Genomic DNA, 24384 nt, shown 5'->3' with positions numbered 1-24384 from the left:
GCTGACAGTTTACCAAAAGCAGACACAAAAACGCCGGGGTGAATCACACCCCGGCGCGCGCATTTCAATCGGCAGTGGATACCGCTTTAAACCTTGCGGAAAACCAGAGAGCCGTTGGTGCCACCGAAGCCGAACGAATTGGACAGCACCGCATCAATGGGACGCTCCTGAGCCGTATTCGGCACCAGATTGATATCGCACCCCTCGTCAGGGTTGTCCAGGTTGATGGTCGGCGGAGCGACCTGATCGCGGATGGCCAGAACACTGAAAATCGCCTCCACAGCGCCGGCCGCCCCCAGCAGATGGCCGATCATGGACTTGGTCGAGCTGACCGCCACCTGATCCACCGCCGAACCCATGATGGTTTTCACCGCCTGGCACTCCGCCCGGTCACCGGCCTGAGTCGAGGTGCCATGGGCGTTGATATAGCTGATCGAGTCGACCGGAATACTCGCGTCGTTGATGGCGTTGCGCATGGACAGCGCGGCGCCCGAGCCATCCGCCGGCGGCGAGGTCATATGATACGCATCGCCACTCATGCCAAAGCCTACCAGCTCCGCGTAAATGTTTGCGCCGCGGGCCTTAGCGTGCTCATATTCTTCAAGCACCAACACACCGGCCCCGTCCCCGAGCACAAAACCGTCACGATCTTTATCCCAGGGACGACTGGCCGCCTTCGGATCATCGTTGCGGGTCGACAATGCCCGAGCGGCGGCAAAACCGCCGAGCCCCACGGGCGTGGTCGCCATCTCCGCCCCCCCGGCCAGCATAGCGTCACACTCTCCGTGCATGATGCTGCGCGCGGCATAGCCGATACTGTGGGTACCGGTGGTGCAGGCGGTCGTGATCGCAATGTTGGGACCGCGCAGGCCGTACATGATCGACAGGTTACCGGAAATCATATTGATGATTGCACCGGGCACAAAGAACGGCGATATACGACGCGGCCCCTTGTGCTCGATCAGCATCGCACCATCTTCAATCGAGCCGATACCTCCAATACCGGAGCCGATCGAAACCCCCATGCGATGACTGTTGGATTCGTTGACTTCCAAACCCGAATCGCGCATCGCCTGGATCCCGGCGACCATCCCGAACTGGATGAAGGGATCCATCTTCCGGGCGTCTTTCGCGGGATAATAACCCTCCACGGAAAAGTCCTTCACCGACGCACTGAATCGGGTGGTAAAGGCCGATGTGTCAAAGTGCGTGATCGGCGCAGCACCACTGACGCCATTGACGATTCCACGCCAGCTGTCCGCCACGGTGTTCCCCAATGGACTCACCATACCCAGCCCGGTAACTACGACTCTTTTGCGCGACACCTTAGATGCTCTCCGACATAAATAGCGAACGCCGGAACCGCCCTCTCACCTCGAACCGAGAGAGAGGAAACGGAAACCGACTCAATGCGGGGTTACAACCGACGTTCGGCCACACCCCAAAGAAAAAGCCGTACTATTTCGCAATAATACGGCTTTTCGGAAGACGGTAATCAACCAGCTTGAAGATTACGCCAAGTTGGCATTGATGTAATCGATTGCCAGCTGAACAGTGGTGATTTTTTCGGCTTCTTCGTCGGGAATTTCAGTTTCGAATTCCTCTTCCAGCGCCATCACCAGTTCGACGGTGTCGAGGGAGTCGGCGCCCAGATCTTCGACAAAAGAAGCTTCGTTTTTAACTTCTTCTTCTTTTACACCCAGTTGCTCGGCAACAATTTTTTTAACCCGTTCTTCAATGCTGCTCATGATGTTATATAACTCCTAGTAGGTAGTATCGACGAAGCCGGATCTCGTGCCCTCAAATCACAGGCAGATACCGAGGCGACTCCTTGATTAAGCTACGGACAAAATCGACGCGCATTTTACATCGAATTGCCCTGGGTTGTAATGGATATGGCCAAATTTCTTTGATTTTTACAAAAAACTCATAAAAATCATGAAGTTGGCCAAACCACTATGCCATGTACATGCCACCGTTGACATGTATTGTCTCACCGCTGACGTAACCTCCGGCATCACTGGCCAGGAAAGCAACCACAGCCGCGATTTCCTCCGGCCGACCGAGACGGCCCAGAGGGATCTTGCTCAACAGCTGGTCACGCTGCTCATCCGGCAAGGCCCGAGTCATATCCGTATCGATAAACCCTGGCGCCACCGTATTCACGGTAATACCCCGCGAGCCTACCTCAGCCGCTAGCGATCGTGCAAACCCTGCAACGCCGGCTTTACTGGCGGCATAGTTGGACTGGCCCGGATTACCCATGGCTCCGACCACGGAACTGATGTTGATGATGCGACCCCAGCGGGCTTTCATCATTCCCCGCAGGACAGCCTTACTCAAACGGTAAACGGAGCTCAGGTTGGTGTTGATTACGTCAAACCACTCCTCGTCATTCATGCGCATCAACAGGTTATCTTTGGTGATGCCGGCATTGTTTACCAGTACTTCGGGAACGCCGTGGCGCTCTTTCATGGTCGAAAGTAATGTCTTGATCGATTCGGCGTCGGTAACATTCAGCACCAGCCCTTCACCCTTGATGCCCTTCTCCTGCAGGCGCTGGGTGATTTTCTCCGCACCGGCTTCGCTGGTGGCCGTGCCGATCACAACGGCACCCGCCGCGCCCAACTGGTCCGCTACGGCTGCGCCAATACCACGACTGGCACCGGTGACCAGCGCCACCTTACCTTCGAGATTATTCATGGGTGTCTATTCCCCTCTCACTTGTTGTAAAACCGCCCGGAGCTCGTCCGGCGTTTCAATGGACAGCGTATTGAGTGATTTATCGATGCGTTTGTTCAAGCCCGAAAGCACTTTACCCGGACCGCACTCGACCACCGTATTCACTCCGCGTCCAAGCAGGGTGCGCACACAGTCCACCCACAACACCGGGCTGTAAATCTGTTCAATCATCAACCGCTTGATAGCCTGCGGGTCTGATTCGGTGTCGGCATTGGCGTTGTGAACCACCGGGATGGCGGGCGCACGAAACTCGGTAGATTCAATTTTAGGCGCCAACCCATCCGCCGCCGGGCGCATCAGAGCAGTATGGAAAGGCGCGCTGACCGGCAGAGCCAGAGCCCGCTTGGCCCCGGCGGTTTTGCACAAGGCCATGGCTCGATCGACCGCCGCCGAGGCGCCCGCAATCACCACCTGACCCGGCGAATTGAAGTTCACTGGAACGACCACCTCTCCCTCGGCCCCGCGCTCACAGGCTTCGATAATGTCCGCATCATCCAACCCGATAATGGCGGCCATGCCGCCCTGCCCGGCTGGCACGGCTTCCTGCATCAATTTGCCGCGTTGCTGGACCAGACTGACCGCATCGGCGAAGTCCACGACACCCGCCGCCACCAACGCCGACCATTCGCCCAGACTGTGGCCCGCCAAAAAAGCAGGCCGAGGAGCACCGTTTTGAGCCTGCCAAACACGCCAGACGGCGACGCTGGCGGCCAGCAACAACGGCTGAGTGCGCTCCGTCAGGTTCAGTTGCTCCTGAGGGCCTTTCTGTACCAACTCCCACAGATCGTAGCCGAGCACCGTGGAAGCCTCGGAAAACGTTTCAGTAACCTGGCTGTATTCGGCCGCCAGGTCGGCCAGCATGCCCACTTTCTGCGACCCCTGCCCCGGAAAAACAAAGGCGAGTGATGATTCGGACATAAGCATTTACCTCTTATGATGGTTATTGCCGAGCGAGAGCCGGTGAGCCCTCAATTCTGATTGTCTTGTCTTAGCTCGGAATCGATATGTTCCACAATGCGGCGGCGAACCTGCTCAATGGCCACTTCCAAGGCACGACCAAACGCTGCTTCATCAGCACTGCCATGGCTTTTTATCACGGGGCGGCGCAATCCCAGAAAAATGGCCCCATTGTAGGCCCCGGGGTCCAGCTCTTTCCGCCAGCGCTTCAGAAGGGGCCTGAGCAACGGCATCGCCAGGCGATGGCGACCCCGGGAAAGGACTCCTTCGCGCAATTTCTCACCAATCAGGCGGGCCACCCCCTCACTGGCTTTGAGCGCGACATTGCCGGTAAAGCCATCACAGACCACGACGTCGGCCCGGCCCGAGTAGATATCGTCCCCTTCAATGTAGCCCAGGTAGCGGATTCGTTCGTCCGCGAGGATTAGCGCATTGGCCGCACGTACCAGCTCCGGGCCCTTGAGAGCCTCTGTGCCCACGTTTAACAACGCCACTTCCGCCTCCCGGCCCAACTCCCGGGAGGCGAGCACCGAGCCCATCAAAGCGAACTGGTGAAGCTGTTCCGCAGTAGCCTCGACGTTGGCTCCGAGGTCGAGCATGTAAGTTCGCCCCCGAGAGACCGGCATGGCCTTGCAAATCGCCGGACGCTGAATCCCGGGAAGACTCTTGAGCAGGTACCGCCCCATGGCCATGAGTGCGCCGGTATTACCGGCGCTGACACAAGCGTCTGCCTGCCCGGTGCGCACCAGCTCCAGCGATTGCCACATGGAGGTTTGCCGACCGTGACGCAGCGCACTGCGAGGATCATCACCCATGGCAACCCAGGAGGGCGCGTGATGCACACTGAGGGAAGGCGGAAGGGAATCGGGCAGCAGTCGCTCCAGAGAAGAGCGCTCCCCTACGAGAACGAAGCGGACGCCCGACGCCGCGGACGCAGCCAGTTGGAGCACCGCCGAGATAGCAGTGCGGGGACCTAAGTCCCCGCTCATAGCGTCTACCGCTATACGAATCATTATCGAGTGGCTGAAGAGCTCAGCGGCCCGAGATTACTCGTCGTTGCCGACATCTACCACTTTGCGACCGCGGTAAAAACCGTCGGCAGAGACGTGGTGACGCAAGTGTTTCTCACCGGTGGTCGGATCGATAGACAGCGCCTTACCGGTCAGCGCGTCGTGAGCCCGACGCATGCCACGCTTTGAACGGGTTTTACGGTTTTTTTGAACGGCCATGATGATCTCCTGTTGACAATACAACTGAAGCCGGGGCGCCTCACTTTTTCGGCGAGCCCTTTAATTGCTTCAGAACTTGAAACGGGTTTTCTGCCGGCTCGGGCTCCACGGGCTCTCCACTGCTGAGCAATTGCTCATCAATGCAGGCCTCTTCGTGGTAGGCCACTGTCGGCAAACTCAGTAACAACTCTTCCTCGACCATCGTATAGAGGTCGGTATTCCCCTCCTCGGGCAACAGCCACGGGTCCAGAGTCCGGGGCAATCGCTTGCCTTCTTCCTCGGTCCTAACCATTGCCAGCCCGATGGATGCCTCCACCGGCAAGGTGACGGGCCCCAGGCAACGTTGGCAGGTAAAGACCATATCGGCCTCGGCCCGCCCTTCGACTACCAGTTTTCTCTCCTGACTAATCCCGAAAGCCAAATCGACGCGAGCCGCCTGAGCGTCGCCGTCGTGCAGCAAGTCCTTTATCCGGTCGAGCTCGTCCACCGGCAAATAACCGCTGATCCGGGCGCCCTGTTGCGCAAATTTGCGCGGGTCACCCTGGCGCGGCAGAGGCTTGTCATAGGGGGCAGAAAACATAAGCGCGCAATAATAGGGATAAGCGCCGTCCGTGTCAAAGAAAAAAGCGCTACAAAGGCGCAGTGACGGGGCTTTCCGGTAGAATGAGCGGTTTGTGCCCCCCGGAAACCCCAGATTTGGAGTCTGACCGTGCCAAAACTGCTGCTCGCTTCCAGCTCACCCTATCGCCGTCAACTGCTTGAGCGCCTTGGCCTACCCTTCACGGCAACCTCCCCTGAAGTGGATGAGTCACCGCAGGTGGGAGAGGCTCCCGCCACGCTGGCCTGCCGGCTGGCAGAAAGCAAGGCGCGGGCACTGGCACCACAATCACCTCAAGCGTTACTGATTATCGGCTCCGATCAGGTGGCCAGCCTGGACGGTCACCCATTGGGCAAGCCTGGCGATCACACGCGGGCCACCGAACAACTGCGCGCTGCCAGCGGCCGAATGGTCACCTTTTATACCGGGCTCTGCCTCTACGATGCCCGGACCGGCCAGCAGCAGTCCCGCTGCGAAACCTTCAAGGTTCACTTTCGAGCTCTGAGTGATGCCCAGATCGAATCGTACCTAAAGAAAGAAAGGCCCTACGACTGTGCTGGCGCCTTTAAAATGGAGGGGCTGGGTATCCGGCTGTTCAAACGACTGGAAGGAGAGGACCCCAACACCCTGATCGGCCTGCCACTGATCGCACTGACCGATCTGCTTCTGAGCGCTGGCGTCGATCCACTACTGCCGGACCAATAAAGGCGCGCGCGGACTCTGCAGTCATATATCGCGGGCGCAGCATATATAGAGTCGCAAGACTTATAAGCGATCCCACTGCAACAGCTCGCCAAACTGATCCATGCAAAGCACTGGCTCATAGGGGTGCAGACGATGGATTTCGTGAGCGCCATAGCTGACCGCAATTCTGGCCATTGAAGCGCGCCGCCCCATATCCATATCGTACTCGGTATCGCCGATCATCACCGCCTCTTTGGGGGCTCCACTCAACTCTTCCATCAGCTGGTGCAACATGAGGGGGTGAGGTTTTGAGGCGGTCTCATCGGCGCAACGGGTGGCATGAAAGAACTGCTCCAACCCCATGGATTTCAATATCCGATCCAGCCCCACTCGACTCTTGCCAGTGGCAATCGCCATCTGGTGGCCGTCCTCGCGCAATCGTGTCAAGGTTTCCATCACGCCCGGAAACAGGACGGGAGGACACAACTTATCCTCACGAAGATAGTTTTCCCGGTAACGATCACGGATCTGCCCGCGCCCCTGCTCATCAATGGCGGGAAACAGGGTTACCAGTGCCTCCGGCAAACCGAGACCAATGATATTGTGAACCGCCTTGTCATCTGGAACCGTCCAACCCAAATCTTCAGCAGACTGCTGCATGGCCCGGGTAATCAACCCCGTGGAATCGCTCAAAGTCCCATCCCAATCAAAAATCAACAGCAAACCGACAACCTCATCATAAACGTTTCAATTGCGCCAGAACCTCAGACAAATCCGGCGGCAAAGGGGCCTCTACGTGCGTGAGCTCGCTCTCCCCAGGCAGGTAAAAACCAAGCTTGGCCGCGTGGAGAAACAGGCGCTTGGCCCCTTTTTCACGCCACCGCCGATTGGCCGCATCATCCCCGTACTTTTCATCGCCTACCAGACTGTGGCCGGCCGACTGGGCGTGGACCCGAATCTGGTGGGTGCGCCCGGTTATCAGGTGAGCCTCAACCAGCGTAGCTCCCTCGAAGTATGAAAGCACCGAGAACCGGGTGAGGCTGGGTTTGCCCTCGGGGTGCACTTTCACAATCCGGTCACCTTTGATGTCCAGGCGCATCAGAGGCGCATCCACCATACGGCGCTTCTCCGACCAGCGCCCCAGCACCAACGCCTGGTAAATTTTGGTGACGCCGCTGTCGCTCTTATCCCGCAATGCCGCCTGCAAATGACGCAACATACTGCGCTTTTTGGCCACCATGATACAGCCGGAGGTATCTCGGTCGAGCCTGTGGATCAACTCCAGGAAACGCGCCTCGGGCCGCATCTGCCGCAAGACCTCAATCAGCCCCAGACTGACGCCACTGCCACCATGCACCGCCAGCCCCGGCGGCTTGTTGATCACCAGCAGCCCGTCATTCTCAAACAGAATGCTCCGCTCAAGCTGAGTCGTTAACTGATCACTGGGCTTGGCCGGCTGGGGCCGCTCAGCCACCCGCACCGGCGGAACCCGCACCTGATCCCCGGCCCGCAGCCGATAGTCCGGCTTCACTCTTCCTTTATTGACCCGAACCTCCCCCTTGCGCAGGATGTTGTACACCTTGGATTTGGGAACCCCTTTCAAGCGGGCCATCAGGAAGTTATCCACCCGCTGCCCAGCCTGATCGGCATCAATCGTGAGCCACTGGACTTGCTGTGGGAGCTCGGGGCGCGAGCGCGGCCCCTCCAGGGCGGAGGAAGGCGTTTGGGATTGGGGTGTCTGCGTCATGAGGCGCATGATAGCGCAAAGCCGCCCCGGCGACGATCTCCCGAAGGCCCGAAAAGCGGCCAATTGAAGCTTTTTGCAATTACTGTTATATTCCGCGTTGCTGGGACAGGCAGGTTTCCGGACAGGTAGATGCATAACAGGCCTGTTGCGAGGAAATACCGCTGACAGCAAATTAGGCCCCTCCGGCAATGGTGAGACGATTTACCTCCCCCCGGTGCGGCCAGTGAACTGACAAAACCGGTGCTACCGCAACGGTGCCCGAAAGGCCTGCGGAGCACACCATGACCATCGCGCCAGACGCGTGATAGCCATTGTTGATACTGTACGTGTTTTTGTAGAACTCTGATTTCTACGCAATGCCGGCCAGGTGATTATCCGGCGTCACAACGAAGCAAAGGTCCAGACCGCGCGACAGTGTCCGGCGGACCCCGACACACAGGTGACGACCCGGCACCCGAATACAATCCCGGCACTGCCAGATTCCACGTGGCGCCCCGTTCGAGCCCGGCTCGCAAAGCGCCACCTGAAGCCGAAACCAGAAAACTGAAGTTTCATGGAGCAGGATTGCATGACGATCAAGGCGACTTTGAGCCTCCTCCGCCGACCGGCCCACTGCCGGGCGGATGGTGTGGCTGGACGTTGCCTTCTGTCTCCGACCCCCGGGGTCTGCCAACGGCGGAATCCCTGATGAAACGGTTGTAAAACACAACAGCGTTGACCTTGGTTATTCCGCTCGCCCGGCGCCCGGACTAACACACATTAGGTAACGCATGAAAAGAATGCTCATTAACGCAACTCAACCTGAAGAGTTGCGCGTTGCTCTGGTCGACGGCCAATGGCTGTACGACCTGGACATCGAAAACCGCAATCGCGAGCAGAAGAAAGCCAACATCTACAAAGGGAAAATCACCCGGGTCGAACCCAGCCTGGAAGCGGCCTTTGTTGATTACGGTGCTGACCGCCACGGCTTTCTCCCCCTGAAAGAAATCTCCCGCGAGTATTTCAGCAAGGCCCCGAATGAAGTCGAAGGCCGCATCAAGATCAAAGAAGTGGTCAAAGAAGGCACGGAAGTCATCGTGCAGGTCGACAAGGAAGAGCGTGGCAATAAAGGCGCCGCTCTCACCACCTTTGTCAGCCTCGCCGGTCGCTATCTGGTGTTGATGCCCAACAACCCCCGCGCCGGTGGCATTTCCCGACGCATTGAGGGCGACGACCGAGCCCAGCTCAAAGAGGCCCTGAGTGGCGTCGAGATCCCCTCGGGCATGGGCATTATCATCCGTACCGCGGGCGTAGGCCGCAGCGGGGAAGAGCTCCAATGGGACCTCAACTACCTGCTGCAACTGTGGGACTCCATCGACAAGGCGGCTAAAAGCGCCCCTGCCCCCAACTTCCTGTTTCAGGAAAGCAACGTTATTATTCGCGCCATCCGAGACTACCTGCGTCAAGACGTCGGCGAAGTCATGGTGGACAACAAGGAAGCCTACGACCTGGCCAATGGATTCATCCAGCAGGTGATGCCCAACTTCGGCAGCAAAGTGAAGCTGTACGAGGATGACATCCCGCTGTTCAACCGCTATCAGATCGAAAGCCAGATCGAAACGGCGTTCCAGCGGGAAGTCAAACTCCCCTCTGGTGGCTCGATCGTCATTGACGTGACCGAGGCCCTGGTTTCCATCGATATCAACTCCTCCCGCGCCACCAAAGGCGGCGACATTGAGGAGACTGCCCTTCAGACCAACCTGGAAGCGGCCGACGAAATTGCCCGTCAGTTGCGCCTCCGGGATATGGGCGGCCTGATTGTCATTGACTTTATCGACATGCAGCCCGCACGCAATCAGCGCGAAGTGGAAAACCGCATGCGCGATGCCCTGAATATGGACCGCGCCCGCGTTCAGGTCGGCCGGATCTCCCGCTTTGGTCTGCTGGAAATGTCCCGCCAGCGGCTGCGCCCCTCCCTGGGTGAGGTACACGCCAAGGTTTGCCCCCGCTGTAACGGCCAGGGCACCATCCGCAGCACACGCTCTCTGGCGCTGTCCATTTTGCGCCTGGTGGAAGAAGAAGCGCAGAAAGAGCGTAGCGCCGAAATTCGCGCTATCGCTCCGATGTCCGTGGCGACCTATCTGCTTAACGAGAAACGCAAAACCATTTCCAACATCGAGCAACGCAACAATACTCGAGTAGTCGTTGTGCCGAACGCGGACATGATGACCCCACACTTTGAAGTTCAGCGCTTGCGCGACGATGACGAAGGCACCCTCGAGACCAGCTACAAGATCGTAGCCACGGCCGACGAGCACAGCGAAGAAGAAACGGATGTCCAGGCCAAGCCGATATCGCTGCCACAGCCGGCCGTTCAACCGGCAGCGCCGACCCAGGCTCCACCTCCACCTCCGCCCCCCAAAGCGCCGGGCCTGTGGGAGCGCTTTGTTGCCCTGCTGAGCGGCCTGTTCGAGAGCGAAGAGGACGACAAGAAAAGCACCGATACCAAGGGTAATGGGCACCAGCGCAGCCGTAGTGGCCGTGGCGGCAACCAGAACCGTCGCCGCGAAGGCGGAAATCGGAATCGTCGGGGCAACGGCCGCCGCGATGAGCGCGACGTCCCCAAAGGGGACAAAGATAAACGAAGCGATTCCGACAAAGCCCCGGAAAAAGCAAAGGACGATAGCGACAAAAGTACCGAAGGTGGCAACCGTCGCTCTCGCGGGGGACGCAATCGCCGTAGCGGCAATCGTCCCGACAACCGCCAGGGTGACAACAAGCCGCAGGCGAGCGAGAGCAGGAGCACGCCAACCGATAAAGCACCGTCAACGGGAGACGCCTCAGCCGCTGGAGAATCCTCAGCGGATAGAGAAGCACAAGGCTCCGATGGCGACGCTCAGGACAACCGTCCGCCGAAACGCCCTTCCAGTCGCCGTCCTCGCTCCGGCCCCCGCCGCCGCAACCGTCGCGAGCTGCCGGAAGAGGTCATTGAGAAGGCGAACGACATTCAGGCCGCCAACCAGGCCAGTCAAGAAGGCTCCAAAACGGCCGCTGACGAATCGAATGCGGACGGCGATAAGCCTCGCCGTCAGTCTGAGGGGCCCAGGGCTGAAGCCGCTGGAGACAAGCCCTCAGAAACCTCTGGAGCCAATGCCGAAACGACCGAAAAGCCAAGCTCCAAGGGAGCGCCGGCGAATCAGTCCACCGGCAAAACCGCTTCTGGCGGCCAGAAACAGTCTGATGCCCGCCGGGGTAACCGCTCTGAGCAATTGGAGAAGAGCAGCCCTGAACAAGCGGAAAACAACAGCCCTGAGCGAGTGGAAGACAACAGCCCTGAGCGAGTGAACAACAACAGCCCTGAGCGGCAGGACGATAAAGAGGCTGAGCGGCTAGACAAAAACGGGAGTGAGCAATCAGGAAACGGCTCCCCCGACACCTCGTCGGATCAACCGAAGTCCGCCACCACCCAGGCAACCTCCGAAGCGGTTATTCAAACCCGTCCCACGGAAAAGGCCACTGAGCGTGCTCGCGCCCAGGTAAGCCAACGTCAGGTGGGCGAACCCCCGCGCAAGGTTGAACCGACCTCCGCGCCCGGCGAGGAAAGCGCACAGGCCCGCCCGTCAGATCGACCGGCTCAGGCTTCCACCAAACCGGAGGAACCGGCGGCTAAAGCGACTCAGGAACGCCAGCCCTCGGCGGAGCCAGTGTCAACCAAGGGCGAGGACCAACCATCAGAGACAGGCATGGACCGGACTTCCGCAGACGAAGCACCGGCACGCAAGGAGCGCTCTCCTTCTGCTATGACAGAGTCAGCGCCCGCGGAGGAACCGGCGGAGCCCAACGTGGCCGCAGACGCTGAGAAAGCCAGCACCGGAGAAGCCTCGGAAACGGTGTCCACGACACCGCAAGCCAAAGCCGAACCGACGGCTTCTAAGCCCGCGTCAGCCACGCCCAAGCGTGCCGCCAACGATCCCCGCTTGGCCCCCCACTCCAGGGTTCCCGCCGACATCATTACCGAGCAGCGGGAACGCTCAGCGGCCCAGGCACTGGATACCCGTCAACCACCGTCGGTCAATCACAACCCGCGGCCGCTGGCCCGCGCAGCCAATGACCCGCGTGGGCGCTCAGCGGGAACCGAGTCAGGAGCTAACGAGTAGCAATACTGGAGAAACGGGGTGCACTCTTGACCGAGTGCACCCCGTTTGTACGGTAAGTGTTAGAAATCCTTGGATTTTTTCAGGTTTTCCCCTTGTTCCGCAAAAAAAGCTCTGTATAATTTGCCCCTCTCGGAAGGGTGGCAGAGCGGTTGAATGCAGCGGTCTTGAAAACCGCCGTAGGTTAATAGCCTACCCAGGGTTCGAATCCCTGCCCTTCCGCCATACAAAAACCCTCCTCAGCAATGAGGAGGGTTTTTTTATAGCCTCATTGAATTTCCACCCCGCAAACCTCATATACTGAATAGTGAACCAACAGCGCAGAGCGGTCGTCTAACGCTTGTGCCGCAGTCCTAATCATGTGGACTTGCTCAAAGGTTCCCTAGTATGATCTAGGTCTGATGTTTGATGGTTTCAGGCACAACCTGTTATTTAACGGAGAATTACGATGCGAGAGCTTTACACCCAGAATGCACGGGCCGACATTGGCAGCAGCGTTGAGGTCAACAAGGTGTTGCGAAATACCTATTCGCTGCTGGCGTTGACACTGGTGTTCAGCGCGGTCACTGCCGGTATCGCCATGGCGATCAATTTGCCTCACGGCGCGGGTTTGATCATGAGCCTCGTCGCCCTGGGCCTCATTTGGTTCGTTCTCCCCAGAACGGCCAACTCATCAACCGGTCTGATCGTGGTATTCGCGTTTACCGGTCTTATCGGGGCCAGCTTAGGGCCTATTCTCAACCATTACCTCGCCATGTCCAACGGTGGCAGCATCGTGCTTCAGGCTCTGGGCGGCACGGCCGCAATTTTCCTGGGGCTGTCCGGCTACACCCTGACCACTCGCAAAGACTTCAGCTTCCTGCGCGGTTTCGTTGCGGTTGGCTTGATGGTGATGATTGGCTGCATGCTGCTGTTGATGGGCGCCTCTCTGTTCGGTTTTGATGTCTCTGCGTTAAGCTTGGCCTTCTCCGCCGGCATTGTTTTGCTGATGTCTGCGCTGATTCTGTTCCAGACCAGTGCCATCATCCACGGGGGCGAAACCAATTACATTATGGCGACCACGTCGCTGTATTTGTCGATCATCAACCTGTTTACCAGTCTGCTTCACCTGATCGGTGCCAGCAACGACTAAACAGGGGCCGACAGCCTTCGACAAAAAGCCCCGTCCATACGGGGCTTTTTTCGTTCAGTGGATTCAATCTATGAAGTTTGCGCTTGCAATTTATGCCGCCCCCTTCAGCGTTCAGGCGAGTCAGACCGCCCTGCACTTCGCCCAAACCCTGTTAGAACAAGGTCACGAGGTGATCCGTGTCTTCTTCTACCAGGACGGCGTCCACACGGGCAATCAACTGGCGACTCCACCGCAGGACGAACAGGACATCACGCAAGCCTGGAGAGCGCTGGCGCGAGCCCACCAGTTGGATGTGGTTGTATGTATCGCCACGGCCCTCAAGCGCGGCATCCTGAACGAGGAGGAAGCACAGCGCTACCAGCAACCCGCCAGCAACCTCGCCCCGGAATTCACCCTCAGCGGTCTGGGCCAGTGGGTTGAAGCAGTGGTGCATGCCGACCGCGTCGTGACATTCGGAGCCTGACATGAGTCGAAAAGTTCTGTTTACCCTTCGTCACGCCCCGTATGGCAGCGCTATTGCCCGGGAGGCGCTGGATGCTTTGCTGGCTACGGCTGTATTTGGGCAGGATATCAGCGTATTATTCATGGATGACGGTGTTTTCCAACTGCTACCCGAGCAGGCGCCCGGGGGACTTCCCCAGAAAACACTGTCTTCAAGTCTGTCGGCGCTGCCATTGTACGACGTGGAAAAGCTCTACGTTCACGCACCCTCTCTGGAAGCACGCGGTTTGACCAGGGACGAGCTGGCTTTGGACGGCCTGGTCTCCTTGAGCTCCGAAGACGTCGCCACCCTTTTTAGCGAACAGGATCATTTACTCAGCTTCTGAACTGATGCCAAATCATGAGCACACTGCACACAGTTAACAAGTCGCCCTTTGCGCAACAGACTCTGACCTCTTGCATTAACATCTGTCGAGCGGGGGATGCGCTGTTGCTGATCGAGGATGGTGTTTACGGTGCCCTCCCCTCGGCTCCCACGGCACAGGCCCTGAAGGCTCTGGTGAACGACCGGAAGGTTCATCTCTTCGCATTGGAGCCGGACCTACAGGCTCGTGGTTTGAACGATCGTATTTCTGACTGGGTCAAGGTGGTGGATTATTCTGGCTTTGTGCAGTTGAGTACGGAGCACAAAACGGTTCAAAGCTGGTATTGAACAATGGCGTTGCGAGTGGCTGAACGGGAGATATCGACGGATAAGGAGGGTTATTTGAGGGATCTGACGGATTGGAGTCCGGAGGTGGCGAATGCGCTGGCTCGCGAGTTTGAGTTGGAGTTGACGCCGGAGCATTGGGAGGTGATTGAGTTGTTGCGTGATTTTTATCGGGAGTTTGAGCTTTCTCCCGCAATGCGTCCTTTGGTGAAGCGCGTTGGCCAAAAGCTTGGACCCGAAAAAGGCCGCAGTATTTATCTGATGAAGCTTTTCCCACCCAGCCCCGCCAAAGTCGCCAGCAAAATCGCCGGCCTGCCCCGGCCCGATAACTGTCTTTAAGTTTTAGCCTCGGACCTTCCGTCTCACTTGGTCACCCTCCATCCTTGACCGGCTTGGGTCCGGGTGTACCCTTCCAAGACACGCCGTAAACCCATCCCTGGGGGCTCGAATCGCGAGTCCCTCGCTCCACGGTCTTGGAAGGGTACACCCGGACCCCAGCCTCAGAGGTTAATTTAATGTTTGTAGGTTAATAGCAGGGAACGGTAACAGTCAGATCAATAAGAGTCGCAAGAATCTAGCACTGAGGCAGCGATTCAGGTACACCTTCCCGAGACCGTGGAGCGCGGGACTCGCGATTCGAGCCTACAGGGACGTATTCACGGCGTGTCTCGGGAAGGTGTACCTGAATTGATGCCGGTCTCTCTAGTGGCTTCGAATCCCATCAAAGCCCTAACGGTTCAGTATTCTTCCGGGCAAAATATTCTTTGGTGAGACCGACCACGACACTGGAAAGGGCCAGCAAAGCAATCAGGTTGGGAACCGCCATCAGACCGTTCAGGATATCCGCCACAATCCAGACGACACCCAGACTCACATTGGCGCCGACCGGAATCGCCAGCAGCCAAACCACACGAAACGGCTTAATGATGCGCTCACCAAACAAGTACTGCGCACAACGTTCACCGTAATAACTCCACCCCAACAACGTCGTAAAAGCAAAGAGAGACAGACACAGTGCCACAAGGTGCTGGCCCTGGGGAATCGTCGACGAAAACGCCTCCTGAGACATGGCCGCCCCTTCCGCACCGCTGTACCAGGCGCCGGTCACGATCAATACCAGGCCGGTGACCGTGCACACCACCAGGGTATCGATAAACGTCCCCAGCATCGCCACCATGCCCTGGCGCACCGGGCTGCTGGTTTGAGCGGCGGCATGGGCGATGGGGGCGCTGCCCAGGCCCGCCTCGTTGGAAAAGACACCGCGGGCCACCCCAAACTGGATGGCCATCATGATGGTAGCGCCAGCAAAGCCGCCAGTGGCTGCCGTGCCGGTAAACGCCGATCCGACCACCAGCGCAATGGCGGCGGGAATGGCGCTGAGATGGAATGCAAGAATGGTGAGGCCGCTGACCAGATACAACAGCGCCATAAAGGGAACCAGTTTGCCGGCCACGTTGGCCAAGCGTTTTACGCCACCGATCAACACCGCGCCCACCATGACCATCAGAATGATGCTGGTCGCCCAGGCCGGAATACCGAAACTCTCGCCCAACGCATCGGCCACAGAGTTGGCCTGGACGGTGTTACCGATTCCAAAGCCCGCCAACATGCCGAAGAATGCAAACAGGCCGCCGAGCCACACCCAGCGACGTCCGAGACCATTTTTGATGTAGTACATCGGGCCGCCCACGTGACGACCGTGCTGGTCGGTCTCACGGTAGTGCACGGCACAAACTGCTTCGGCGTACTTTGTGGCCATCCCAACCAGGGCGCTGCACCACATCCAGAACAGTGCCCCAGGGCCGCCAATGCCGATGGCGGTGGCAACACCGACGATATTGCCGGTACCAATAGTGGCCGACAAGGCGGTCATGAGAGCGTTGAAGGAGCTGATATCACCGGCGCCTTCGGAACGGCGGCCGCGGAAGAGTTGGCGGAAGGCGGTACCGATGCGCCTGAGCGGCATTGCGCCAAGACGCACCATTAAAAACAGGCCGGTGCCGAGAATCATCACCAGCATGAACTCCCCCCAGACCAGTCCACTGATGGTGCTCAGCAGGGCCTCAAGCGCTTGCAGGGGGGAGTCATCGCTCATAATTTAGATGGACTTGATGGTGCCTTTGGGAAGAACGGCATGGACCGCCACCTTTTGGAACTTCTGTTCCATGTTCTCACCGACATCGAGAACAATGTAATTGTCATCCACTTTCACAATTTTCCCGAGAAGACCACTGGTCATGACCACTTCGTCTCCTTTGCTCAGGGAAGATACCAGGTTTTGATGCTCTTTCTGACGTTTGCGCTGCGGACGAATAATGAACAGGTACATGAAGACAAAAAGCCCACCGAACATCAGCAGGGTGATCATCGGGTTACCCTGTGGTTGTGCAGCGTCTTGGGCCATTGCGGCGGGAATAAAGAATTCCATGTATCGAGCCTCTTTCTCTAGGTCTGAAAAAGGGCTAACTCTACCTTGTTTATGCTAGGCAGGCAATTGTGACGGCATAGAGGATAAACAGCCCCGGCCGCGGGAAGCGGCCGGGGCAAGGAGTGCGCTTTGATTAAGCGTAATCTCGAAACAGTTTTCGGAACACGCTGGGAGACAGTCCGGTCCAGCGCTTGAAAGCGTTGGTGAAACTGGTGCGGTCGGAAAAATCCAACGCTTTGGATACCGCATCCACGCTCATATGCTGATCAATCAGGAACTTGATCGCATAATGGAAACGTAAGCTGTCCCGCAACTGGGCAAAGTTCTCACCCTGCTGCTGCAAACGACGCTGCAAAGTCCGTTTTGACAGGTCGAGGTCCTCGGCAATGTAGTCAATTGCCAGTGGATCCTGACCCACTCGACGGTGCAGCACATCCAGCACTTTTGAGGCAACCCCTTCTGCCGGGGGAATTCTCGCCAGTTCCAGATACTCATGGTAAGACCGGACACCGGGTGTGGCGAACGGACGCGCTGCGCTATCACTGATTCGATCATCGATACGCTGTAGCTGAATCATACAGGCCTCTCCTTCTGCCAAAAACTCTGGGCATTGAAATTAGTTACGCTGAGTGGTCGCGGAGACGCTGGCGGTCAACTGCCAGTGGCCGAACTCTCGCGATCGTTCTAATAGTACATCGGGTTTTGGCCTGACAACCGTTCCCGACCGTCCTGTCATGCCACTCTGACAGCCCCTTTTGGCGCGGGCTCGAGCCATCATTGACAAGACAACTGTAGTATAGGCCAATCAAAAGCGAAATGTCGCCAACAGAGTCAAAAAAATCGACACACAGCGGGACTAAGATCACATTTTTATTAAAAACCCAATCTTATACCCAAAAGTTTTCATCCGTTTCGCTCTTAATACCTAATGCTGCAAAATGGGGCATTAAAAATGCTCACGTACGTAGTCCAGAATGATGCCATCATGGTTCTTCGTGGTGAACTTTTCTGGGATATGGCGCAAACGCCCTTCTTTATCGATCAGGAAGGTGGTCCGTATCAATCCCATGTATTCCTTACCCGCAAACTGCTTTAAGCCCCAGACACCATACTTTTCAGCAATCTGATGATCCGGATCGGACAGCAAGTCAAAATTCAACCCCTGTTTGGCGATGAACTTCTGTAAAGCCGGCTCTTTGTCAGGGCTTACCCCCAGTACGACCGTTTCATGGTTGCCAAGTTCCGAAAGGGCATCGCGCATACCGCAGGCTTGTACCGTACACCCCGGGGTGGACGCTTTGGGGTAAAAGTACAAAACGACGTTCTTCTTACCCCGAAAGTCCTTCAGGCTTACTTTTTCGCCATCCTGGTTATTCAGGGTAAAGGCCGGGGCCAGATTGCCAATTTTGGGTAATGCCATGATTTCTCCTATAGCGTCTTTCAGTGTTTAAAAAAGCGCCCCATCGTGGGGCGCTTTTTCAATCTCGGTACAACTTCAAAAGATCCCCGTAGTGATCCACCCGCCGATCCCGTAAATAGGGCCAGATTCGGCGAACGTTTTCACTGCGGGCCATATCCACACTGACCACCTCAGTCTCGGGCTGGTCCGTTGTGGCGGTATACAGAATCTCGCCTTGGGGGCCGGCAACAAAGCTGGTGCCCCAGAAGTCGATGCCCTCACCGCCACCGGGGTCGGTTTCGTGACCAATGCGGTTGACACTGATGACTGGCAGTCCGTTGGCCACTGCGTGGGAGCGTTGAATGGTTACCCAGGCCTCGCGCTGACGGGCCTGCTCTTGCGGGTCGTCTTCCCGACTCCAGCCAATGGCCGTGGGGTAGATCAGCAACTGCGCCCCAGCCATCGCCATCAGGCGCGCGGCTTCTGGAAACCATTGGTCCCAACACACCAATACGCCCAATTTGCCCACAGAGGTCTCGATGGGGTGAAACCCCATGTCACCAGGCGTGAAGTAGAATTTTTCGTAAAACCCCGGGTCATCCGGGATATGCATTTTGCGATATTGTCCGGCAATGGTGCCGTCCCGTTCGATGACTACGGCAGTGTTGTGATACAGACCCGGTGCGCGTCGCTCAAACAACGAGGAGACAATCACCACGCCCAGGGATTTGGCCAATGCTCCCAGTCGCTCGGTACTCGGACCGGGAATGGGTTCGGCCAGATCAAACTGGTCGACATCTTCCTGCTGGCAGAAGTAAAGGCCGCGGTGCAACTCCTGAAGCACGACCAGTTGCGCGCCCTGCTCCGCCGCAGCGCGAATGCCTCGCATGGAGATGTCGAGATTGGCGTCCACATCATCGGTACAGGCGTGTTGTACGAGGCCGACATTAAGCTGGGTCATAAAGCACTCCTTCCGGTAGCTGCATGGTGATGCAGTGCAGGCTGCCGCCCTGCTCTATCAGCACCGAGCAGGGAACACCGAAGATGTGGTAACCCGGGAAGGCCTGCATCACCTGTTCGAGCGCCTGCTCATCGGCGGGATTATCGTATTGGGGCACGAGAACCGCCCCGTTGATGATCAAAAAGTTGGCATAGGTCGCGGGCAGGCGGTCGCCGTCGTCGCTGATCACGGGGCCCGGCCAGGGCAGCGGCAGCAGTTGATAAGGTCTCCCGTCGGCGTCGGTCATGGTCGCGAGCTCCGCCTCCATGGCCTGGAGGTCCTGATAATGTTCATCGTCCGGGTCATCGCACTGCATATACAGGATGACGTTGTTGGGACACAGACGGGCAATGGTATCGATGTGGCTGTCAGTATCGTCCCCCGCAAGATGACCGTGGGACAGCCAGTTGATCTTGCGCACCCCGAAGGCAGTCTTCAGGCGCGCTTCAATATCGTCGCGGCTGAGCGTTGGATTGCGATTGGCGTTCAGCAGACAGGCTTCTGTAGTGAGCAGCGTTCCACGACCGTCCACCTCAATCGAGCCTCCTTCCAGAACCCAATCCTGGGTTTGCAGCTCAACCTCGGGAAAGGCGCCATCCCGATGCAGTCGGCGGGTCAATTCGTTATCCAGATCGTGCGCAAACTTGCCACCCCAACCGTTGAACCGAAAGTCCAGCAGACGCGGCTTGCCCTCAACCAGTACCGTCAGCGGGCCGTGATCCCGGGCCCAGGTATCGTTGCTTGGCGCAGGGCGCAGGTGCACCACATCCATGGGGGCGTTCATCGCCTGAAGCCGGGCTTCGATGGTGTCGAGCTCCGCTTCCGGTACGGCGACGATGAGGTCGGCGTAGTCGGAGATCACCGTCACCAACCCTTCGTACAGGGCGGTCACCTCTTCAAGCATCGACGCCCAGTCACTGTGGCGGTGGGGCCAGGTGAGCAGGACGGCGTCCTGTGGCTCCCATTCCGCGGGAAGACGTGGTTGCTCCATAAAAATCCCCTTACAGCCGGACGACAAAGAGCGGGATTATAACGAATTCAACGCTCGGATGGGGCCGGGTAAATCAGCGCGTCGGTATCGAACCCCAGGGCGGCGGCACGTTCGACAAGACGGTGCAGAACCGTTTCATCCAGCACCGGCTCGCGGGCCAGAATCCATAGGTAGGACCGATCCGGCCCCGCCACCATCGAGTAGTCATAATCGTCACTCAACTCAATGATGTTGTATCCGCCGAAAAATGGACCAAAGAACGACACTTTGAGCCGACCGACATTGTCACTACCGATAAAGTAGGCGCGGCCCTCGGCCTCTTCCCAATCGCCGGCTTCCGGATTATAGCCCCGGTTGATCACCCGGACGCCGCCATCCTCACGCGGTGAGTAGGTCGCGGTCACCCGCTCCAGCCCGCGTTCGAATTTGTGATCGAGGCGCGCGATCTCATGCCACTGCCCCAGATACCTCTCCAACTCAAAGTCCCGCACCGGCTCCATTCCCTCCGGGATGCCGGTGTCCGAGCAGGCTGTCAGACCGAGCGCCAGCAACAATCCGGCACCCAGCATCAATAAACGCCTCATATCCATCACTCCCCTGTTTTTCCTGAATCAATCGTCTTTATAATACCGGCTCAACATACGTCGCGCCGGCGCGACTGGACGAGTGTTCTCATGATTCGACTGTTAATTGCCCTGGTGGTCATCATCGGCCTTTGGGCCGCCATGGGCCATATTAAACGTCTGCCCCCGGCCGAACGCAAACGGCTACTCTGGAAACTGGGCCTGTGGGGCGCAGGTGCCGGCCTGCTGTTACTGGTCGCGACAGGCCGCGCCCACTGGATCTTTGCCATCATCGGCGCCCTGCTGCCTCTGGCCAAAACGGCCATCGGCCTGGGGCTTCAGTTCTTTCCGTTGTGGAAGCAAAAACAACAGGCTACCGGCAAACCACCCAGCGCCGGTCTCATGACGGTTCGGGAAGCCATGGATACCCTGGGTCTGAAAGGCGACGAACAGACGGTGACACGGGAGCAGATCGTTTCGGCTCACCGCAAATTGATGCAGAAACTTCACCCGGACCGCGGTGGCAACGACTTCCTGGCCGCCAAGGTGAACGAGGCCAAAGAGCTGCTGATAAAGCGCTTGGGCTGAAGCTGAAACGCTTAATGGCGTTGTGACAGCACGTGCATATAGCGCCCGAGCGAGCGATACGGTTCCTGTTGCGACAGCTGCAACTCCAGTTCAACCACTTTGTCCGGGTGCTGCTCGCGTTGCTGTTTGTCGAGGATATAGTCGTGAAACACGCGAATGCCGCTGCAGGCCAGGCGTCTGAGCGGTAGCTCTGCCAGCCAGGCATCAACCGTTTCAGGGTACAGCGGGTTGATGGGTGACAGGCTGCCCCGAAAGCCACCGTAATCCCCCTGCTCCACTTTTTTGAAATTGGTCCGCAGCAGATTTTTGTACACCGCCCCGTGCAGGTTGTAATAGCTCAAGGATAGATACCCGCCCGGTGCCAGCCAGTTGACCAGGTGCGCCAGAATCGCCTGCGGATCCAGTACCCACTCCAACACCGCGTGACAGATGACCAGGTCAAACGGCTCTGTGTCACGGGCTAAAGCGTCGGCGAGTCCCTGGATCGGCGCCTGAACCAGAGTCACCCGATCGCTGACCCCGAGCTGCTCCGCCTCCAGGCGGGCGCCTTTGAGCATCTGCTCCGAAATATCGCATAAGGTGATCGAGTGCCCGGCCCGGGCCAGCGGCAGAGAGAACTGGCCCTGGCCGCCACCGGCATCCAGAATGCGCAGGGGCGGTTTGCCGGTGTCCGGCACGAAGGGGGGAATCGGGAGGTGATGACCGAAGTCGCGCCGCAACACCGACAGGCGGATGCGCCCCTTCAACCCGCCGTATACGTTACGGGCGAAACGCTCCGCCAGGTCGTCAAAATTGCGATCACCCGTCACGGGTTGTTTGGGCATGGGCTGGGCCTCTCAAGCCGCTCGGGGAACACCACTGTGAAAGCGGAAGGTATCGTCCGGTGACTCAATCAGCGTTTTTTCAAGGGCCAGGAACTCGTTCACCCGCGGTTGAATGTCTTCTTTGCCAGCCGCTTTTTGCGCCAGTTTCAGATAATCCTGAAAATGCCGAGCCTCGGATTTGAGCAGGGACCGATAAAACCCCTGGAGCTCTTCATCCAAGTGGGGCGCCAGCTTGGCGAAGCGCTCACAGGAGCGGGCTTCGATGATGGCGCCCACGATCAGGGTATCGACATAGCGACCGGGCTCATGGGTGCGAACCGGTTGGCGTAACTCCGAGGCGTAGCGGCTGGGGGAAATCTGGCCATAGGCGATGCCGCGTTGCTGCATCAAACTCATGACCTGCTCGTAGTGACGGAGCTCCTCGCGCGCGAGCCGGGACATCTTGTGCATCATCTCGTAGTCGCCCACATAGCGGTACATCAGCGTCAGCGCGGTCGAGGCTGCCTTCTTCTCGCAGTTGGCGTGGTCGAGCAACAATAACGGCTCATTCTCCAGCGCCCAAGTAACCCACGCATCGGGGGTCTCACACTGGAGAAACTCTAGTATTGTTTTAATATCAGTCATTTACGGTCGTTTCTTCACGTTTTTTGTGCAGATTGCAGAGCCGCTTCTTGCATCGCATCCCGGGCGAGGCCCGGCTCGATAAAGCGTTCGTAATGGGCGCAGGACAGTTCGTAAAAGTCCCGATCTATCTGATCCCGCAGCTCCGTCAGTGGCGTGTCCTGCCAGTCCGGTCGAACCCGCAATCCGAAATGACCGGGTTCGCGAATCTGGCTGGCCCCGGCTTTGAGCAGATCAAACACCCAGCAGTACGGGTTCTGATCCGGATTGAAGCGGATTTGCTGGTGTCGCATTTGCTGGAAAAGCGCGGATTCGTCAATGATTTCAAAGCGCAGACTGACCACCTGGGTCAAAAAGGCAGCCAACCGCTCGACAATAATGGCCCGCTGCGATTGATCGTAGGCGTTCCAGTCAATCACCTCATGAGCGAACCGCTTGCAGCCCCGGCAGACGCTGTCACCAATGCCGGTGGAACAGACGCCCACACAGGGGGTCTTTACGCGTTTGAGTATGGTCATAAATCAGTAAGGAAAACCTGCCACTTCCAGGGAAATTTGCCACAGTGTGCCGGCTCCGGTCAGGTAAAGCGTTTTTCGCTCCGGACCACCGAAGGCGGCGTTGGTGATGTTGGCGTCGACCTGGATCTGGGCGATTTCCTCGCCCTCGGGGGTAAATACGCGAACCCTCTGCAGAGCGTGCTCAGTGACGTAGATATTACCCAGACAGTCGATCGCCATTCCATCGGGGATCTCGATTTTGGCCAGATCCCGATGGCTTTCTACCGTCCCGGACGCCGTCAGGGAATACGCCCTGAGCACGCCATTCTCGCCACCGCCAGCGACGTACAAGGTCTTTTCATCCGGAGAGAGCGAGATACCATTGGGGTTACGGATATCGGCCTCGACCACCGAGATGCCCGACTCGGCAATACGGTAGACGCGTGTCTGTGGTTGTCCGCCCGGCGCCGCCGCCCGCTGGAAGGCCGGGTCGGTAAAGTAAATCACTCCGTCCTCCGTCAACGTAAGATCATTGGGCGAGTTGAACGGGTTTCCCTCGAACTCGTTCCAGATAAGTTCCCGCTCCCCGGTAGACAATTCGTAGCGAGAAATCGCTTTGGCGTCGTGGGTGGCCGCCATCAGGAACCCTTCCGAGTCCACGGCCAGACCGTTGCTGCCACTGTCTTCGATGGCGGTTTCCAGTGTGCCTTCGGCAGTCAGCCTCTGAACCCGTGAAGGAAAACCTTCTTCAAAGGTGAAATCGGAAAAGTACAGAGCCCCGTCGATCCAGACCGGCCCCTCGTACAGGCCAGCCTGCTCCCGCTTGCTGGCCGAGCCGGGGATACGCTCAGCGGTCAACTGACCGGAGGGCGCAGTCCCTGGCGAAGCGGGGCACTGCCACGCGCCCTTTTCGTCGGTCGTCGCCGCTGAGGCCGTGACACTTGAGGGGGCCTGGCCAGCTTGTTCTGGCGACCGGGTGTCACAGCCAACGAAACTGACCAATGCCAGCAATGACGCCGTACCCGCGAGTGGTATGTTTTTGAAGATCATAAGGGCTTCCTTCGGTTGAGCCTGGCCATATAAGTGGCTTTAACAATCCGC

General features: G+C 58.0%; 28 protein-coding genes and 1 tRNA gene. 9 read left to right on the top strand and 20 right to left on the bottom strand.

Annotated features, from left to right (window positions below):
- Positions 1-86 precede the first annotated feature (86 nt).
- From fabF to G547_RS0117920, 7 genes are all read right to left on the bottom strand, one after another.
- Complete coding sequence (gene fabF, locus G547_RS0117950; protein ID WP_084646195.1) at positions 87-1325, bottom strand: beta-ketoacyl-ACP synthase II; 1239 nt, start codon at positions 1323-1325, stop codon at positions 87-89.
- A 186-nt stretch (positions 1326-1511) separates the two neighbouring features.
- Positions 1512-1748, bottom strand: a complete 237-nt coding sequence (acpP, locus tag G547_RS0117945) for an acyl carrier protein (protein WP_012487300.1) — start codon at positions 1746-1748, stop codon at positions 1512-1514.
- Positions 1749-1956: 208 nt separating this feature from the next.
- On the bottom strand, positions 1957-2703 hold the full coding sequence (fabG, locus tag G547_RS0117940) for a 3-oxoacyl-ACP reductase FabG (RefSeq protein ID WP_027331015.1): 747 nt from the start codon (positions 2701-2703) through the stop codon (positions 1957-1959).
- 6 nt (positions 2704-2709) lie between these two features.
- Entirely contained in the window at positions 2710-3660 is a 951-nt protein-coding gene (gene fabD / locus G547_RS0117935; protein ID WP_027331014.1) for an ACP S-malonyltransferase, read from the bottom strand.
- 50 nt (positions 3661-3710) lie between these two features.
- Positions 3711-4712, bottom strand: a complete 1002-nt coding sequence (gene plsX / locus G547_RS0117930; RefSeq protein WP_051235700.1) for a phosphate acyltransferase PlsX — start codon at positions 4710-4712, stop codon at positions 3711-3713.
- 33 nt (positions 4713-4745) lie between these two features.
- Positions 4746-4928 (bottom strand): 50S ribosomal protein L32, encoded by a 183-nt coding sequence (gene rpmF / locus G547_RS0117925; RefSeq protein WP_027331012.1) that lies wholly within the window; start codon positions 4926-4928, stop codon positions 4746-4748.
- A gap of 40 nt (positions 4929-4968) precedes the next feature.
- Positions 4969-5508, bottom strand: a complete 540-nt coding sequence (locus G547_RS0117920) for a YceD family protein (RefSeq protein WP_027331011.1) — start codon at positions 5506-5508, stop codon at positions 4969-4971.
- A 129-nt stretch (positions 5509-5637) separates the two neighbouring features.
- On the opposite strand from G547_RS0117920, the gene G547_RS0117915 reads away from it, so the two are divergent.
- On the top strand, positions 5638-6231 hold the full coding sequence (locus G547_RS0117915) for a Maf family protein (protein WP_036189317.1): 594 nt from the start codon (positions 5638-5640) through the stop codon (positions 6229-6231).
- Between the two features lie 60 nt (positions 6232-6291).
- Here G547_RS0117915 and G547_RS0117910 read toward each other — a convergent pair whose 3' ends face one another.
- Together G547_RS0117910 and rluC are read right to left on the bottom strand one after the other, a co-directional pair.
- Positions 6292-6927, bottom strand: a complete 636-nt coding sequence (locus G547_RS0117910; protein ID WP_342664702.1) for an HAD-IA family hydrolase — start codon at positions 6925-6927, stop codon at positions 6292-6294.
- A 19-nt stretch (positions 6928-6946) separates the two neighbouring features.
- Positions 6947-7957 (bottom strand): 23S rRNA pseudouridine(955/2504/2580) synthase RluC, encoded by a 1011-nt coding sequence (gene rluC, locus G547_RS0117905; protein ID WP_084646250.1) that lies wholly within the window; start codon positions 7955-7957, stop codon positions 6947-6949.
- Positions 7958-8727: 770 nt separating this feature from the next.
- Here rluC and rne point away from each other — a divergent pair.
- The 7 genes from rne to G547_RS0117870 all read left to right on the top strand — a co-directional run bounded on the left by rne (position 8728) and on the right by G547_RS0117870 (position 14711).
- Entirely contained in the window at positions 8728-12093 is a 3366-nt protein-coding gene (gene rne / locus G547_RS0117900) for a ribonuclease E (RefSeq protein WP_027331007.1), read from the top strand.
- 131 nt (positions 12094-12224) lie between these two features.
- Positions 12225-12315: transfer RNA gene (locus tag G547_RS0117895), tRNA-Ser, on the top strand.
- A gap of 223 nt (positions 12316-12538) precedes the next feature.
- Complete coding sequence (locus G547_RS0117890; protein WP_027331006.1) at positions 12539-13222, top strand: Bax inhibitor-1/YccA family protein; 684 nt, start codon at positions 12539-12541, stop codon at positions 13220-13222.
- Positions 13223-13292: 70 nt separating this feature from the next.
- Complete coding sequence (gene tusD / locus G547_RS0117885) at positions 13293-13685, top strand: sulfurtransferase complex subunit TusD (protein ID WP_027331005.1); 393 nt, start codon at positions 13293-13295, stop codon at positions 13683-13685.
- Position 13686: 1 nt separating this feature from the next.
- The gene (gene tusC, locus G547_RS0117880) at positions 13687-14049 is read left to right on the top strand and encodes a sulfurtransferase complex subunit TusC (RefSeq protein WP_027331004.1); all 363 of its coding nucleotides are present in this window, start codon (positions 13687-13689) and stop codon (positions 14047-14049) included.
- A 14-nt stretch (positions 14050-14063) separates the two neighbouring features.
- Positions 14064-14375, top strand: a complete 312-nt coding sequence (gene tusB, locus G547_RS0117875; RefSeq protein WP_027331003.1) for a sulfurtransferase complex subunit TusB — start codon at positions 14064-14066, stop codon at positions 14373-14375.
- Positions 14376-14378: 3 nt separating this feature from the next.
- Positions 14379-14711: a TusE/DsrC/DsvC family sulfur relay protein gene (locus G547_RS0117870; RefSeq protein WP_027331002.1), complete on the top strand. Its 333-nt coding sequence runs from the start codon at positions 14379-14381 to the stop codon at positions 14709-14711.
- A 382-nt stretch (positions 14712-15093) separates the two neighbouring features.
- On the opposite strand, the gene G547_RS0117865 is transcribed toward G547_RS0117870, so the two are convergent.
- The 7 genes from G547_RS0117865 to G547_RS0117835 all read right to left on the bottom strand — a co-directional run bounded on the left by G547_RS0117865 (position 15094) and on the right by G547_RS0117835 (position 20774).
- Positions 15094-16467, bottom strand: coding sequence for an alanine/glycine:cation symporter family protein (locus tag G547_RS0117865; protein ID WP_211224589.1), 1374 nt, complete (start codon positions 16465-16467; stop codon positions 15094-15096).
- A 3-nt stretch (positions 16468-16470) separates the two neighbouring features.
- Positions 16471-16800: a preprotein translocase subunit YajC gene (yajC, locus tag G547_RS0117860; protein ID WP_027331000.1), complete on the bottom strand. Its 330-nt coding sequence runs from the start codon at positions 16798-16800 to the stop codon at positions 16471-16473.
- A gap of 133 nt (positions 16801-16933) precedes the next feature.
- Positions 16934-17377 carry a helix-turn-helix domain-containing protein gene (locus G547_RS0117855; protein WP_027330999.1) on the bottom strand — a complete coding sequence of 148 codons (444 nt, stop codon included), beginning with the start codon at positions 17375-17377 and terminating at the stop codon, positions 16934-16936.
- Positions 17378-17746: 369 nt separating this feature from the next.
- The gene (gene bcp, locus G547_RS0117850) at positions 17747-18220 is read right to left on the bottom strand and encodes a thioredoxin-dependent thiol peroxidase (RefSeq protein WP_027330998.1); all 474 of its coding nucleotides are present in this window, start codon (positions 18218-18220) and stop codon (positions 17747-17749) included.
- Positions 18221-18278: 58 nt separating this feature from the next.
- Complete coding sequence (locus G547_RS0117845; protein ID WP_027330997.1) at positions 18279-19160, bottom strand: carbon-nitrogen hydrolase; 882 nt, start codon at positions 19158-19160, stop codon at positions 18279-18281.
- A complete protein-coding gene (locus tag G547_RS0117840) occupies positions 19147-20190 on the bottom strand; it encodes an agmatine deiminase family protein (protein ID WP_036189312.1) in 1044 nt (347 codons plus the stop codon). Before G547_RS0117840 ends, G547_RS0117845 begins: the two co-directional genes overlap by 14 nt.
- A gap of 47 nt (positions 20191-20237) precedes the next feature.
- Entirely contained in the window at positions 20238-20774 is a 537-nt protein-coding gene (locus G547_RS0117835; protein WP_084646248.1) for a lipocalin family protein, read from the bottom strand.
- Between the two features lie 90 nt (positions 20775-20864).
- Between G547_RS0117835 and G547_RS0117830 the strand changes: the two genes are divergently transcribed.
- Positions 20865-21341 (top strand): J domain-containing protein, encoded by a 477-nt coding sequence (locus G547_RS0117830; RefSeq protein WP_027330994.1) that lies wholly within the window; start codon positions 20865-20867, stop codon positions 21339-21341.
- 11 nt (positions 21342-21352) lie between these two features.
- Here G547_RS0117830 and G547_RS0117825 read toward each other — a convergent pair whose 3' ends face one another.
- The 4 genes from G547_RS0117825 to G547_RS0117810 are packed head-to-tail and all read right to left on the bottom strand — an operon-like array spanning position 21353 to position 24333.
- Positions 21353-22165, bottom strand: coding sequence for a methyltransferase domain-containing protein (locus G547_RS0117825; RefSeq protein ID WP_027330993.1), 813 nt, complete (start codon positions 22163-22165; stop codon positions 21353-21355).
- A gap of 12 nt (positions 22166-22177) precedes the next feature.
- Positions 22178-22789, bottom strand: a complete 612-nt coding sequence (locus G547_RS0117820) for a MiaE family protein (protein ID WP_027330992.1) — start codon at positions 22787-22789, stop codon at positions 22178-22180.
- Between the two features lie 14 nt (positions 22790-22803).
- Entirely contained in the window at positions 22804-23304 is a 501-nt protein-coding gene (locus G547_RS0117815; protein ID WP_027330991.1) for a DUF1289 domain-containing protein, read from the bottom strand.
- Between the two features lie 3 nt (positions 23305-23307).
- Entirely contained in the window at positions 23308-24333 is a 1026-nt protein-coding gene (locus G547_RS0117810) for an SMP-30/gluconolactonase/LRE family protein (protein ID WP_051235698.1), read from the bottom strand.
- Positions 24334-24384: the final 51 nt, after the last annotated feature.

It is taken from the genome of Marinimicrobium agarilyticum DSM 16975 (assembly GCF_000423345.1).
In the GTDB taxonomy this organism is placed as follows: Bacteria; Pseudomonadota; Gammaproteobacteria; order Pseudomonadales; family Cellvibrionaceae; genus Marinimicrobium; species Marinimicrobium agarilyticum.
Note: the sequence above shows the minus strand (reverse complement) of the source record. Positions and strands in the feature narration are given on the sequence as shown.

Coding starts and splice junctions, on each gene's coding strand:
- acpP (WP_012487300.1), bottom strand. CDS start 1,748: ATGAGCAGCATTGAAGAACGGGTTAAAAAAATTGTTGCCGAGCAACTG.
- fabG (WP_027331015.1), bottom strand. CDS start 2,703: ATGAATAATCTCGAAGGTAAGGTGGCGCTGGTCACCGGTGCCAGTCGT.
- fabD (WP_027331014.1), bottom strand. CDS start 3,660: ATGTCCGAATCATCACTCGCCTTTGTTTTTCCGGGGCAGGGGTCGCAG.
- plsX (WP_051235700.1), bottom strand. CDS start 4,712: ATGATTCGTATAGCGGTAGACGCTATGAGCGGGGACTTAGGTCCCCGC.
- rpmF (WP_027331012.1), bottom strand. CDS start 4,928: ATGGCCGTTCAAAAAAACCGTAAAACCCGTTCAAAGCGTGGCATGCGT.
- G547_RS0117920 (WP_027331011.1), bottom strand. CDS start 5,508: ATGTTTTCTGCCCCCTATGACAAGCCTCTGCCGCGCCAGGGTGACCCG.
- rluC (WP_084646250.1), bottom strand. CDS start 7,957: ATGACGCAGACACCCCAATCCCAAACGCCTTCCTCCGCCCTGGAGGGG.
- rne (WP_027331007.1), top strand. CDS start 8,728: ATGAAAAGAATGCTCATTAACGCAACTCAACCTGAAGAGTTGCGCGTT.
- G547_RS0117890 (WP_027331006.1), top strand. CDS start 12,539: ATGCGAGAGCTTTACACCCAGAATGCACGGGCCGACATTGGCAGCAGC.
- tusD (WP_027331005.1), top strand. CDS start 13,293: ATGAAGTTTGCGCTTGCAATTTATGCCGCCCCCTTCAGCGTTCAGGCG.
- tusC (WP_027331004.1), top strand. CDS start 13,687: ATGAGTCGAAAAGTTCTGTTTACCCTTCGTCACGCCCCGTATGGCAGC.
- tusB (WP_027331003.1), top strand. CDS start 14,064: ATGAGCACACTGCACACAGTTAACAAGTCGCCCTTTGCGCAACAGACT.
- G547_RS0117870 (WP_027331002.1), top strand. CDS start 14,379: ATGGCGTTGCGAGTGGCTGAACGGGAGATATCGACGGATAAGGAGGGT.
- G547_RS0117865 (WP_211224589.1), bottom strand. CDS start 16,467: ATGAGCGATGACTCCCCCCTGCAAGCGCTTGAGGCCCTGCTGAGCACC.
- yajC (WP_027331000.1), bottom strand. CDS start 16,800: ATGGAATTCTTTATTCCCGCCGCAATGGCCCAAGACGCTGCACAACCA.
- G547_RS0117855 (WP_027330999.1), bottom strand. CDS start 17,377: ATGATTCAGCTACAGCGTATCGATGATCGAATCAGTGATAGCGCAGCG.
- bcp (WP_027330998.1), bottom strand. CDS start 18,220: ATGGCATTACCCAAAATTGGCAATCTGGCCCCGGCCTTTACCCTGAAT.
- G547_RS0117845 (WP_027330997.1), bottom strand. CDS start 19,160: ATGACCCAGCTTAATGTCGGCCTCGTACAACACGCCTGTACCGATGAT.
- G547_RS0117840 (WP_036189312.1), bottom strand. CDS start 20,190: ATGGAGCAACCACGTCTTCCCGCGGAATGGGAGCCACAGGACGCCGTC.
- G547_RS0117835 (WP_084646248.1), bottom strand. CDS start 20,774: ATGAGGCGTTTATTGATGCTGGGTGCCGGATTGTTGCTGGCGCTCGGT.
- G547_RS0117830 (WP_027330994.1), top strand. CDS start 20,865: ATGATTCGACTGTTAATTGCCCTGGTGGTCATCATCGGCCTTTGGGCC.
- G547_RS0117825 (WP_027330993.1), bottom strand. CDS start 22,165: ATGCCCAAACAACCCGTGACGGGTGATCGCAATTTTGACGACCTGGCG.
- G547_RS0117820 (WP_027330992.1), bottom strand. CDS start 22,789: ATGACTGATATTAAAACAATACTAGAGTTTCTCCAGTGTGAGACCCCC.
- G547_RS0117815 (WP_027330991.1), bottom strand. CDS start 23,304: ATGACCATACTCAAACGCGTAAAGACCCCCTGTGTGGGCGTCTGTTCC.
- G547_RS0117810 (WP_051235698.1), bottom strand. CDS start 24,333: ATGATCTTCAAAAACATACCACTCGCGGGTACGGCGTCATTGCTGGCA.